General features: G+C 36.7%; 10 protein-coding genes. 4 read left to right on the forward strand and 6 right to left on the reverse strand.

Annotated features, from left to right (window positions below):
- Positions 1-213 precede the first annotated feature (213 nt).
- From FLA105534_RS17295 to FLA105534_RS17315, 5 genes are all read right to left on the reverse strand, one after another.
- Positions 214-1,422: an anhydro-N-acetylmuramic acid kinase gene (locus FLA105534_RS17295; protein WP_173967343.1), complete on the reverse strand. Its 1,209-nt coding sequence runs from the start codon at positions 1,420-1,422 to the stop codon at positions 214-216.
- A 229-nt stretch (positions 1,423-1,651) separates the two neighbouring features.
- Positions 1,652-3,157: a sodium:solute symporter gene (locus tag FLA105534_RS17300; RefSeq protein ID WP_173967344.1), complete on the reverse strand. Its 1,506-nt coding sequence runs from the start codon at positions 3,155-3,157 to the stop codon at positions 1,652-1,654.
- 220 nt (positions 3,158-3,377) lie between these two features.
- Positions 3,378-4,199, reverse strand: coding sequence for an N-acetylmuramic acid 6-phosphate etherase (gene murQ / locus FLA105534_RS17305; RefSeq protein ID WP_173967345.1), 822 nt, complete (start codon positions 4,197-4,199; stop codon positions 3,378-3,380).
- Between the two features lie 66 nt (positions 4,200-4,265).
- Entirely contained in the window at positions 4,266-5,543 is a 1,278-nt protein-coding gene (locus FLA105534_RS17310; RefSeq protein WP_173967346.1) for a RagB/SusD family nutrient uptake outer membrane protein, read from the reverse strand.
- A 15-nt stretch (positions 5,544-5,558) separates the two neighbouring features.
- Positions 5,559-8,621, reverse strand: a complete 3,063-nt coding sequence (locus FLA105534_RS17315; protein ID WP_173967347.1) for a SusC/RagA family TonB-linked outer membrane protein — start codon at positions 8,619-8,621, stop codon at positions 5,559-5,561.
- Positions 8,622-8,844: 223 nt separating this feature from the next.
- Here FLA105534_RS17315 and FLA105534_RS17320 point away from each other — a divergent pair, with 223 nt between their 5' ends.
- Complete coding sequence (locus FLA105534_RS17320) at positions 8,845-9,594, forward strand: DeoR/GlpR family DNA-binding transcription regulator (RefSeq protein ID WP_173967348.1); 750 nt, start codon at positions 8,845-8,847, stop codon at positions 9,592-9,594.
- 280 nt (positions 9,595-9,874) lie between these two features.
- Positions 9,875-10,405 (forward strand): hypothetical protein, encoded by a 531-nt coding sequence (locus FLA105534_RS17325; protein ID WP_173967349.1) that lies wholly within the window; start codon positions 9,875-9,877, stop codon positions 10,403-10,405.
- A gap of 532 nt (positions 10,406-10,937) precedes the next feature.
- Here FLA105534_RS17325 and FLA105534_RS17330 read toward each other — a convergent pair.
- Positions 10,938-11,171, reverse strand: a complete 234-nt coding sequence (locus tag FLA105534_RS17330) for a hypothetical protein (RefSeq protein ID WP_173967350.1) — start codon at positions 11,169-11,171, stop codon at positions 10,938-10,940.
- A gap of 257 nt (positions 11,172-11,428) precedes the next feature.
- On the opposite strand from FLA105534_RS17330, the gene FLA105534_RS17335 reads away from it, so the two are divergent.
- Positions 11,429-11,866: a DUF6896 domain-containing protein gene (locus tag FLA105534_RS17335; RefSeq protein WP_173967351.1), complete on the forward strand. Its 438-nt coding sequence runs from the start codon at positions 11,429-11,431 to the stop codon at positions 11,864-11,866.
- Positions 11,867-11,909: 43 nt separating this feature from the next.
- A complete protein-coding gene (locus FLA105534_RS17340) occupies positions 11,910-12,284 on the forward strand; it encodes a hypothetical protein (RefSeq protein ID WP_173967352.1) in 375 nt (124 codons plus the stop codon).
- Positions 12,285-12,651 lie beyond the last annotated feature (367 nt).

Below are 12,651 nucleotides of genomic sequence, written 5' to 3' on the forward strand. Positions count from 1 at the left end.
TTTTATTTTATTTAGTCCGTTTCGGGGTACTTATTTTTAACACATAGTGACATAGTATTTTGCAAACTAAAGAACAGGCGTTTCACTTTTTCTCAACACACATAGCCTGCTATATGAAGGAAACGGGTTTCTTTTTTGTATTCTTTTTTACACATAAAACCTATGTTTCTATGTGTTTATTTAATCTTTGAGGGATTATACCCAATTTTTTATTTACTGTGGTAACGAAATTTTCCCCATGGTTACGGATGGAATTCCTTTGTGTGAGCCAAAATTAAAATCATCTCCGGCTATAGTTTCATTGGCTAGAATAGCAAACAAAACGGCTTCTTTGGCATCGCCTGAAATGCCCAGTTCATCTGTTTTATGAAAATCGCAAGGCAACAATTCTTTAAGCCATTGGACTAATAAAGGGTTGTGCGTACCTCCGCCGGACAGGTAAATTTTGAAATCTTCCAGTTTAGAATTTGAATGGCTTACGGCATACTGAATGGCTTCGGCGATTGTTTCGGCACTAAAACGGGTTAAAGTAGCCAGCAAATCCGGAGGCGAAATGGTATCGGGAGTACTTTTGGCTAAAGCTGCTTTTACGTATTCGGCACTAAAAAGTTCAGGTCCAATAGTTTTTGGGAATTCCTGACGAAAAAAAGCATCGTCTTTTAAATGGTTTAGTAACAACTGGTTTATGGTTCCTTGTTTGGCTATTTCAGCATCTTTGTCGTAACTTTTTTCAGGATAATAGTGTTTGGTAAAAAGATCGATGAGCGTATTTCCGGTTCCGGTATCGGTTACGAAGGTTTCTTCAGAATTTAAAGAAGCGGGTAAAAAAGTAAAATTTGCAATACCACCCATATTGAGCATGATGCGGTTTTCTCCCTTTTTTCCAAATAAAAAATAATCTCCATAAACGGCCAAAGGAGCTCCTTCGCCACCGGCAGCAATGTGTTTTTGTCTGAAATCAGAAAGGGTAATGATGCCTGTTTTTACGGCAATATGATCGCCGTCACCAATTTGCAAAGTGGCGTTTGGAAATTTTTCCTGCTGGTGCAAGAACTTGGGTGCGTGCAAAACCGTCTGTCCGTGTGAGGCAATCAAATCGATTTGGCTGGCGGGAATATTTCGTTTTTTCAGAAAATCGTTAATCATTTCGGCATGCAAAATTCCAATCCATTCGTTAAGCATCACCAAATGTTGAAAATCAATTTCTTTCTTCGCAAAAACTTTACGAATTTCAGTTTTAATGTCTTCCGAATAATCGATGGTTTCAAATTCAGTTATTTTGACAGCGCTATTTTGCCCTGAACCCGAAATTTCGCATAAGGCAATATCGAGCCCGTCAAGCGAAGTGCCGGACATTAACCCAATAATGCTGCGGGTTTCTTTTTGAGCAATTTGGTACAGAGCATTTATATTTTTATTCATGAAAATTGAATTTTATAAAGACGATTTGAATTATAAAAGTGATAAAATTAACTCGTTGGGTATAATTGTTTTAACAGATAGATTTGTTTTTCGCCACGAATTCACTAATTTATTATAAAGCAATAATTAGTGAATTCGTGGCTAAATTTTTTATTCACTAATCAAATGTAAAAGATGTATCATTTATTTGTTAACGGGTTAAAATTAGAGTATTTTGGCAGTAATCGGCTTAAAAGTATATTTTTTTGTCGGTTTTTTTACTGGTAAAATAAAGGCCTGTATAAGTAATCAGCGCATTAACAATTATTAATTCGTTGTCAAAAACATAACCCAAAAGAGCTTTGGAATTTTCACTTAATAAATACGTCAACACAGGAGCGAGAATACAAAACCAAGGTACCAGTTTGTCTTGTACAATTCTGTTTTTCTGAAGTAATCCAAAAGCATACAAACCCAAAAGCGGTCCATAAGTGTAAGAAGCTGCTTTGAAAACCAGTGCAACAACAGAGCTGTCGTTAAAAGAATTCAGAACAATAATCACCAGAAAGAAAAGAAAAGAAAAGGCAAGATGTACCAAATGTCTTCGTTTTACATTTTTGGGATTTGAAATATTTTCGGTTTTATCCATTCCCAGAAAATCAACACAAAAAGAAGTCGTGAGGGCCGTTAAAGCAGAATCTGTAGTGGCAAAAGTGGCTGCAATAATTCCTAGCAGAAATACCAAAGCAGGAATCGTCGACAAATGATTTAGTGCAATCTCCGGAAAAAGCAAGTCGGTTCTGGGTTTGTTGGTTACTAAGTCCAGCGGTACGGCAATATTGTTTTTTGCAGCGTACATGTACAGTAAGGCTCCCAAACTTAAAAAAAGAAGACTGATGGTGACAAAAATAACGGTAAAGGTATACATGTTTTTTTGTGCTTCTCCGATGTTTTTGCAGCTGATATTTTTTTGCATTAAATCCTGATCGAGTCCAACCATCGCAATCATTATAAACAATCCTCCCAAAAATTGTTTGGCAAAATGGAATTTATTCGTCAGAAAATCATCAAAGAAAAAGGTCTTGGAATAATTACTGTTTCGAATTGCTGAAACCGATTCGAAAATGGTTAGGTCTAAACTGTTTAAAACAAAATATATGGTAATAAAAACAGAAGATACCAGAAAGAATGTCTGAAGGGTGTCTGTGATAATAATAGCTTTTAAGCCGCTTCTGTAAGTATATAAAAAAACAAAGGTAAGGCCTAAAAATACGGTGAGCGGAAACGGAATGTGATAGTAGTCAAAAACATAGCGTTGCAGTACAAGCACAACCAAATAAAAACGCAAAGCAGAACCTATGGTGCGGCTTACCAAAAAAATAGAAGCTGCGGATTTGTAGCTGTTTGTTCCCATCCTTTTTTCGATATAACTGTAAATCGAAGTAAGGTTCATTCTGTAATATAGAGGAAGTAAAACTTTTGCAATAATGATAAGTCCTACGGCTTGACCCAATATAAACTGAAAGTATTTGAACTGTTCTCCGTTTGGAGACCCAACCTCACCGGGCACTGAAATAAAAGTAAGTCCGGAAAGGGAAGTGCCAATCATACCAAAAGCGACTAAATACCATTTGGAGTTTTTATTGGCTTTGAAAAACGAATCGTTATCCTGTCCTTTTTTGCTGATGATTTGTGAAATCAGTAATAGTATGCCAAAATATACGATGATGAAGATTAAGATGGTGCTTGAAGACATTTTGGTTTTGGATTAGTGATGAGATTATTTTTTTAACTTGTTCATGAGCTTGATAAAAGGTCTGTTAAACACAATATTGTCATTTCGACCGAAGGGAGAAATCACACACGAAACTCCACATAGAAAGTCGCCAATCTTTGTCGAAGTACTAGTGTGATTTCTCCTTCGTCGAAATGACATAAACTTTGCGGGAAATTTATTCACCATAGTAGTATAGAGTTTATTTCTTAGCGTTATTTGCCTGTAAAACGGCCCTCACGCTTTTGTGTTTCTCTAATAGTTCAGCTGCAGGATCGTGTTCGATATGAAGTTCTTCCATGATCATTTTAATGGCTCTTTTGACCAGTTTTTCGTTAGACAATTGCATGTCAACCATTTTGTTGCCTTTAATTCTCCCCAGTTTAATCATAACCGAGGTTGAAATCATATTTAAAGTTAGCTTTTGTGCTGTTCCGGCTTTCATGCGGGTACTTCCGGTTAAGAATTCCGGGCCTACAACTACTTCAATGGGATAATCGGCAACCTGAGCAATAAGACCGTTGCTGATACAGGAAATACTCCCGGTTTTAATATTGTTTTCTTTGGCTTTTTGGAGTCCGCCCAGTACGTAGGGAGTGTTTCCGGAAGCAGCGATCCCGATGATAAAATCTAAACTCGAGATCTGATGTTGTGACAAATCTTTCCAGGCTTGCTCGGTATCGTCTTCGGCCTTTTCTACGGCTTTTCGAATGGCGGTATCGCCTCCTGCAATAATTCCGATAATCATATCATGGGACACTCCAAAAGTAGGAGGGCACTCGGAGGCATCCAGAATACCGATGCGTCCTGAAGTTCCGGCACCAATGTAAAATAAGCGTCCGCCCAATTGCATTTTTTTTACAATGGCTTTGACTAGTTTTTCGATCTTCGGAATTTGTTTTTCAACAATATGAGGTACCTTTTTGTCTTCTGTGTTGATGTTGACGAGCAGTTCTTTGGTGCTCATCTGATCCAGATTCTTATAAAGGGATTCTTGTTCGGTTTCGGGAATTTTGTTTTGCATAACAAATAAGTTGTGGTTGTTTTATCAAAATCGAGGCATAAGGTTATGCCTCGATTTTACCATTTTTTAGATAGCCGGATCAGCTGGGGTATTCGTATTGTTGTTTCTTTCAGAATCCGGATAAGGATACCAGTTACGGTTTCTCTCGGCACCGGCTGTTCCTGCTCCCGGACGATCAAATCTCCTGCTGTCTTCCAGTTTTAGGCTTGACATGTACATTTCGATACAGCGGTTGCGGTAAATTTCGGTTAAAATAGCAGGTTTGGTTACAGCGCCCGTGTATGGCGGAAGATTGGCACCAATGCCGTAAGTATCTGCTCCGGTTGTTTTGGTTAAAACTTTATTTAGTTCGATAAGTGCCTGAGGTAAATTGTCTTTTCGGGCATAACCTTCGGCTTTAATCAGCATCATTTCGCCTGGTAAATACAGTGGAATTGATTTGGTATTCGAATCAAAAAAGCCTGTGGCAACTGTTGGGTTTGAACCCGGTTTGATGTAAAAATTAAGCCTTCCGTCAGCATTAGAAGGAGCTAAAGCAGCTGGCAATCCCAAAGTCAGATCAACAGGTTGAAAAACATTATTGGTTGTGATCGAAATATAGGCGATAGGATTCTGACTAATGGGATCAAAAGCAAATACCGATTTTACAGACAGATCAACCATGCCGGCATAAGCGATGGCATTGTCGTAATCTCCGGCCATCAGATACGTTCGGGCTAAAAGCGCATAAACGGTATTTTTGTAATTAATACTGGTAACCAATCCCGTTGCTCCGGTGGCTTTGTCCAGCAGTGGTTCTGCTACTTTTAAAATTTTGATGGCTTCTGTTAACACATCGGCTCTCGAATCAAAAGTGGCGTTTTTACCTGTTTTTAATGGTACACTTTGAAAATATTGCACCAGAGTTGTAATTGCCATTGCCTTAAAAATAGAGGCATGAACCAGAACACTGGCTTTTTCGGTATCTGAAGTTAATACGTTGATATTATCGATTACTTTTTGTGATTCAGATTTAATCACCAAACACTGTGACCATAGATTGTTCACGACCTGATTTTTGGTCGAAAGTACACCGGCGCCTACAGAAAGTTCGCCTTCATCGACATTTCCGGCGTTTAGCAGTCGTAGTTCTTTTGTGGTAAATCCGTTTCCGGTAATGGTGTTGTACACAGGGCTTGTTCGGTCAACGCTCCAAAGCAGTTGTAGTCCGTTGGCAGCACCAATAACTCCCTCTCGGGTTCCAAAAACTAATTCCTGAGAGGGCTTGGTTGGGTCTAAATAATCTTCATTACAGCTCGTTAAAAGCAATGTAAGAGCAACTATAGGGATTAATATTTTTTTCATGATGTTTTGATTTGATTAAAATTGAACTTTTACCGCCAAGGAATAAGAACTTGGAATTGGCACGGTTCCAAAATTGTATTTCGCTACAGAAGACTGTCCGCCTGAGTTGGTTTCCGGATCGAAACTGGTAAAGTGATCCCACGAAATCAGGTTTCTTCCACTGGCTGTAACGGTTAGATCGTCAAAGAATTTGTTTAATTTCCCAAAAGAATAATTAAGCGAAACTTCTCTTAATTTCAGGTAACTTCCGTCTACCACTCTAAATTCTTCCACATTATAAACCGACCAGATGTACCCACGCGGTAATTCGCCGTTAAGTTCCTGAGTAACTATTTTACCTGATCCTACACCTTGTCTGGTTCTGTAATCGGCATCAAAAACATCTACGCCCTGAACACCGTCAAATAATACTGAAAGGCCAAATTTCTTGTAATTCAGATTCGCTCCGAATGCGATGATGTAATCCGGATTCGGATTACCAATTTGTTTGTTCAAAATGGTTCCTGTTGGCTGTCCTGAAGCATCTCTTTGTGGTGCTCCGGTATTTACATCTCCTTTTTCGGTTTGCGGATATCCGGAAGGTGTCAGCAATAAACTTCCATCGGAATTTCGGGCAAAGTAAGTTCCGTAGAAAATTCCGATCGGTTTGTCCATTTCCACAAAAACAGGCGCTCCGGCTAAGTTACTGTCCAGTTTGAAACGGGTTTGCGGTAATCCTGTTACTTTGTTTCGGTTGCTGCTGTAGTTTACAAAAACATCAAGATTAAGGTTTTCTTTTTTGATTAAAGCGTATTTCAAATTGATTTCAAATCCTTTGTTGTTCATTTGTCCGATATTTTTAATCGTATTGGTAGCTCCTTCAGAAGCAGCCAATTGAACCGGCAATAACAAATCATCAATATCAGCATTGTAATAGCTAAAAGATAAATTCAGACGGTCTTTGATAAAACCAAAATCACCTCCAATTTCATACGTAACACTTTGTTCCGGTCTTAAATCCAGATTTCCTTGTTTGAATCCTTCAATAGAAAAAGCACTGTTTCCTAAAAGTGTTCCGGTAGAATAATTGGTAAAACGGGCATAAGGTTTAATTGCCGTTAAACTTCCTGATTTTCCCCATGAAGCTCTAAAACGTACTGAACTTACGGCATCGTGAATGCTTTGCATGAAAGGTTCATCTGAAAACACATAACTCACACTCGCCTTTGGATAAAATTGTGAACGGTTGGCGCTCGAAAAAATAGTCGAAGCATCCTGTCTTCCGGCAATCGTTAGGTACAATTTGTCTTTGTAACCAACAGTTTCCTGAAGGTAATAACCCCATAAATTGTATTTGGACTGGCTGGAACTTGGTGAACCAGGAATCAGCGTATTAAAAGCATTTATGGTTTCGATAAACGGTTTTAAGTTACGGCCTTCAACTGCCACAAAATTATCGCGGTAAGTCTGCACATTGTAACCTCCATAAGTAGTGGCTTTCCATTTGTCGTTAATATTCCAAAGGTATCTTAAGTTCAAATCGTTGTTGAATTGTACCACTCTGTTGGTCGCTTCAGAAACATAACCATCATTGTAATACGCAGGATTCACAACATACGGATATCTTGGAATGAAGACATTTCCTCTTTGATTGTAATTGTCGATACCAAAAATCAAATCGGCATTGAAATTTTTAAACGGCGTATAGTTTAATTGTAAATCAGAGATAATACGGTCTGTATTTTGTTTGATTTTGAAAGTTTCGATAATCGAAAGAGGATTCACCCTGTTCGGATCAACCGCCAACAGATTGCCGTTTACATCTCTTTGATTGATGTCGTAGATATTATTGGTGATGTTGATGGCATTAATCGGACTCCAGAAAACATTCCCGTCCGGTTTTTCATTTGAACTTGAGTTGATATAATTTAATCCCACCGTAGCGGATAGTTTAGAATTGAAGTCATGTTTCAATCTTACTTTGGCTCCGGCTCTTTTAAAATCGGTATTTTTTATAATTCCTTCGTTTACCAAATAACCAAGAGAAGCAAAGTATTTGGTTTTCTCGTCTCCGCCTTGCAGCGAGAAATAAGTATCGGTTCCAACACCGGTAGTAAAGATATCATCCTGATAATCGTGTCGTTGTACGTTAGTCGTTTTGGTTTCAAGGTTTCGGCCTAAAACCGTAACTGTAGTTGGACTCGCAGGATTTCCCTGAATTGGGAACAGGGCTGGTGAAGTACTAACAAACTGTTTGTCAGACGTATTCATATCCAGTTTTTTGCGAATTTGGTTAGATGTTACGCTGGTTGAAAACGTATATCTGGTTTCTCCTGCGACTCCTTTTTTAGTCGTAATTAAAACCACACCGTTGGCTGCTCTCGATCCGTAAATGGCGGCTGCAGCACCTCCGTTTAATACCTCAATGCTTTGTATATCGTTAGGATTAATGTCCGCAGATCTGTTCTGACCAATTTGCATGTTGGAGTTTCCGGTGGTTACGTTTAAGTTGGTTACGTTGGTGGTAGCGTTGTTTAAAACCACACCGTCAATAACATATAGAGGATCTGAAGAACCTAATATCGAAGAAGTTCCTCTAAGTTTGATACTGAAACCTCCCGCTGGATCACCCGAGTTTTGAGAAACCTGAGCACCCGCAATTTTTCCCTGCAAAGCTGTAGAAAGCCCTCCGGGTTGTGCTTTAACCAAATCTTCTCCTTTTAAACTGGTTACGGCATTTCCAAGCTCTTTACGGGTAGCGCGTACGGTGGAACCCAGTACAACCACTTCGGAAAGGGCATTTGTTTCTTCGGCCATTTTTAGGTTGATGGAAGTTGTGTTTGCTGAAATTTTAATTTTCTTCGAAGCAAATCCTACAAAACTAAAAACGAGCGTTTCGTTTTCTTTTACTGCGATGCTGAATTTTCCGTCTAAATCAGTTGTCGTGCTTTTTGAAGTACCTTCAATCAAAACGGATACTCCTGGAAGAGAAAGTCCGTCGGTAGTACTGGTAATGGTACCGGATACGGTTTTTGACTGCGCAAAAATGGGCTGCGCAAACAAAATAATTCCAAATAGAATAAATAATAGTCTTTTCATTTTTAAAATATTTGTTTGGTTAGAGATTCTAAATATAAGAATTAATTTTAATAAATGCGATTTAATGCAAACTTTTTATGTTTTTTGTTATAAAACGCATAATAATGCATTTTTAATTTTTGTTTTTAGTGTTTTAGGGCTTGTGTAGGATAATTTATAAATTTTAAGGCGTAAATGATGCATAATAACGCATTATAATTTATATTTGTTCAAAAAAGTTAAAATGCTTAAGAAAGAAAGACACCAGTTTATCATGGATAAATTTAAGGATGTCGAAAAAATACATACGATCGATCTTGCCGCAGAGCTCAGCATCTCTGAGGATACCATACGCAGAGACTTTAACGAATTGCACAACAAAGGGCTGATCAATAAGGTATATGGAGCTGCTTTTCCGGTAAAGGAGAAATCCAATAATGTATTTGATATTACCATTATCAATGAAGATAAAAAGATTGTAGTAGGACAAAAGGCCTTGTCGTTTCTTGATGAAGGTCAGGTGATTATCATGACGGGGGGAACTACCAATTTATCTTTTTGCAAACTCATTCCAATCGATTTTTCGGCTACCATATATACGTACAGTCTGCCGATCGCAATGCAATTGTCTCAGCATCCCAATATCGAATTGATCTTTATTGGAGGAAAGCTACAGAAGAAAGCGATGGTAACCGTGGGCATCGACGTGGTTCAGGTGCTGTCTAAAATCAGAGCCGATGTTTGCTTCTTGGGAGTGAGTAGTTTAGATGTAAATCAGGGACTTACCGAAATGGGATATGAAGTTTCAATCATCAAAAAAGAAATGATTAAAGCTTCCGATAAGGTAATTGTCCTTGCGACTTCTGATAAAATTAATGGCAAAATGCCACATCAGGTTTGTGGTCTCGATAAAGTAGATGCTATCGTTACCGAACTGAACCCGAAGAGCGCTAAAATTAAAGGCTTTGTGGAGGCCGGGGTGAGGGTTGTGTAGATTAAATTGCGTTTTTATGCGGGTTTTTGTTTTGAGGCACATTATCCAATAGAAAGAAAAATAACTTTACAAATTATTAAACTCCTTAAGCGATTGAGGAGTTTTTTATGTCATAATAATTTTGAAATGTTTGCTATAATTATATTAGGATTACATCTCAAAAAAAATACTAATTGTAGTTAAAATAGTTTTATATTCGTAATCAATAAGCCTGATTTAATGATGTAAATGTATAGAAATTAATATTTTAAAAAGCAAAACTAACTTATAACGAAACAATATGAAATTAATCAAGAAAAATGAGCTTGAAAAAATAATAGGTAAGAAAAGCTTTTGGTCACCTAAAAAAATTGTTGGTTTATGCGAATACGGTGCAGGAATCGAAGAAATTGATGATGCTTTAGGGACGCAAAACTTTTTTAAAATAAAACCATTGGTAAATTTTACTAAATATTCTGATGGAATTGAAATATCAATCATGCATAATTTCAAGCTTTATCATCTTGCTATTAATAATTCCGATATAAAATCAATAACTCTGGAATCAGGTGGCGTAATTGATGTTGAAGAGCGTTCTGTAATTAAAAGAGCAGTCGTTGGAGGTTTACTATTGGGGCCAATAGGTGCTATTGTAGGAGGAGTAAGTGGAGTGAAGGATAAAATAATTAAAGATAACGATAGTGTCATAATTATTGCCCAATCTGAAGGAAAAGAGCAAGCTGTCATATGTACAATAAAAAAAGGCAAGACACAGGAACTTGCTAAGTTTTTTAAAGAGAACTTTGGGAATTCATTTAGTGTCAATAAATAAAATAATAGAATAAGCCTCGATTTTTTTAAGATAGAGGCTTTTCTGTTAATTGTAAAATGTTGTAATCAGTAATCTATTCCACTCCAAATAAGGATTTAAAACTTCGGCTAATTCATTGAACCAATAAAAGCTGTTTTCGAGATTGCTTACTTTGTTTTTTCGTTCTTTGTATCTTTTGAGGATTTAAGTAATCCTATATAAGTTAACATCTCAATTATTAGTTCTATCATGAAGTTTAGATTTTAATATAATGGATTAAATGTATTGCTATAATTTGATTTTAAAAAGTAATTCTGCAAAACAGATTCATAATATAGATTTACCCTCCCCGCTGTGCGAAGTCTCCCGACTTCGTACCCGTTCCAATAATCTAAACGTTTTTTGAATTTGTTCGATCCTTGTTGTTGCTAAGAAGTCGGGAGACTTCGCAGAGCGCGTGTAAGAAAATCTAAAACAGGATAAACTAAAAAACTCGATTTTTTAAGATCGAGGCTTTTAGTTGTGTTAGTTCTAAAATGGGATAATTAGCATTCTATTCCACACCCAAATACGGATTTAAAACTTCGGCTAATTCATTGAGCCAGTAAAAGCTGTTTTCGAGATTGCTGACTTCATTTTTAAGTGTTTCATGTTCTCTTAAAACACCTAAGGCAAGGATGTAATTGACTTGTCTTATGGCTTTCGCCATTTCTTTTGGGTCAATAGTGTTGTTGAAGAAATTGGTTAGCCTGGTTTCGGCTACTTGTGAAAGATTTTTGGTGTCCATAATTTACATTTTGGTGAATATAAAACCCGTGTTAATAAGGTAGCTTATACTATCAGAAAGCAATAATATTACTTCTAATGCCGCCACCATACCACAAGGGCAAAAGTTTTTAAATGTCAGTATTCTGTAAATTAGGAAGCGCAAATATAATAAAAACAAAGTAATTATAGTAAGAAAAATAATATATTTAGAAGTGTTTTGATTTAATTTTGGCAGGGTTGTAAATCCCATATTTTCGATTTAATTTTGGGATAATTATGATCGAAAAAATAGTAGCGGAGTATATCAGTTTTATAAGAACATTTGAAACTTTATTAAAAAATAAATATAAACAGGATATACATCCATGTTCATTTTCGAGTACTTTTTTTGAAAGAAAAGGAACTATCGAAGGAATTGAATATTGCTTTCACGGAAGTGGCTGTACGGCCAATAAAGACGGTGTTATTTATGACTATGATATTTCGATAAATGAAATTACGTTTTCGCAATGGAAATTTTCGGAGTTTGTTAGAACGTATCCGGAGTACCGGAAACTAAATTATACTCCAGAATATATCGAATATGAATTGTATCAGCTTATAAATAAAGGAATATTAGATTGGGTGATTATTGAGAATACTGAAAAGCCTCCTTTTGGATGTGTTTTTATGAGTTATAGAGTTCTTCAAGAACCGTCTTTTCTTATCGATTAATTTTTTCAATAGAAATCTTATGGCCCATAAAACGGAGTAAAAAATGAGTAGATTTAAAAACATAGATTCAAAGCTGATTGATTTAGCAAGTAAGCTTAATGGAAGATTGACTAAAGATCGACCTGATTATCCGGAAGTATTAAGAACATTTGAAGAACGAAGGATTGATTGGATAGAAAGTGATATAATGAAAGCAATTATAATTCAACCAAATTTTGAAGCAAATGGAGTAAATTCAAATATTTGGAATTTTGTAAATGTTGCTATTTACGACGATGGCTTCTCAGTTTCAAGACCAAAATGGATTGAAATATTAGTAGATCAAAAAGACTTTATTTTTATCGCTGAGAACATTGATGAATTGCTTTTAAAGTCTCAAGAAAATTTATCTAATATTTCAATGAAGGATTTGGTGTGAATTAACGGTATTGTTTCGAAAATATTCAAGAACCACCTTTTCTTATTAATTAATGTTTTCTTATGACACCAAAAGTCCTAGCCCTGATGGGAGGGAAAATCCTTTTGTGTCGGGGTTCGGCACAAAAGATTGGAAGGACAGCAGGATTAGCTTCTGAAAAATCAAATTTGTTAAACTGCATGTTGTTGTTTAAATTCAATAAAAAATATAGTCCCGCTGTGCGAAGTCTCCCGACTTCGTACCCATCCCAATAATCTAGACGTTTTTTGAATTTGTTTGATCATTGTTGTCGCTACGAAGTCGGGAGACTTCGCAGAGCGGGGGGAACCTTAGCCTCTTAGAGCCTCAAAGTTTCATTAGCCTTCGA

It is taken from the genome of Flavobacterium collinsii, assembly GCF_902804485.1.
Classification (GTDB): Bacteria; Bacteroidota; Bacteroidia; order Flavobacteriales; family Flavobacteriaceae; genus Flavobacterium; species Flavobacterium collinsii.

Excerpts from the sequence above, each read along its gene's own strand:
- FLA105534_RS17310 (WP_173967346.1), bottom strand. The coding sequence starts at position 5,543 with ATGAAAAAAATATTAATCCCTATAGTTGCTCTTACATTGCTTTTAACG.
- FLA105534_RS17325 (WP_173967349.1), top strand. The coding sequence starts at position 9,875 with ATGAAATTAATCAAGAAAAATGAGCTTGAAAAAATAATAGGTAAGAAA.
- FLA105534_RS17335 (WP_173967351.1), top strand. The coding sequence starts at position 11,429 with ATGATCGAAAAAATAGTAGCGGAGTATATCAGTTTTATAAGAACATTT.
- FLA105534_RS17300 (WP_173967344.1), bottom strand. The coding sequence starts at position 3,157 with ATGTCTTCAAGCACCATCTTAATCTTCATCATCGTATATTTTGGCATA.
- murQ (WP_173967345.1), bottom strand. The coding sequence starts at position 4,199 with ATGCAAAACAAAATTCCCGAAACCGAACAAGAATCCCTTTATAAGAAT.
- FLA105534_RS17295 (WP_173967343.1), bottom strand. The coding sequence starts at position 1,422 with ATGAATAAAAATATAAATGCTCTGTACCAAATTGCTCAAAAAGAAACC.
- FLA105534_RS17315 (WP_173967347.1), bottom strand. The coding sequence starts at position 8,621 with ATGAAAAGACTATTATTTATTCTATTTGGAATTATTTTGTTTGCGCAG.
- FLA105534_RS17320 (WP_173967348.1), top strand. The coding sequence starts at position 8,845 with ATGCTTAAGAAAGAAAGACACCAGTTTATCATGGATAAATTTAAGGAT.
- FLA105534_RS17340 (WP_173967352.1), top strand. The coding sequence starts at position 11,910 with ATGAGTAGATTTAAAAACATAGATTCAAAGCTGATTGATTTAGCAAGT.
- FLA105534_RS17330 (WP_173967350.1), bottom strand. The coding sequence starts at position 11,171 with ATGGACACCAAAAATCTTTCACAAGTAGCCGAAACCAGGCTAACCAAT.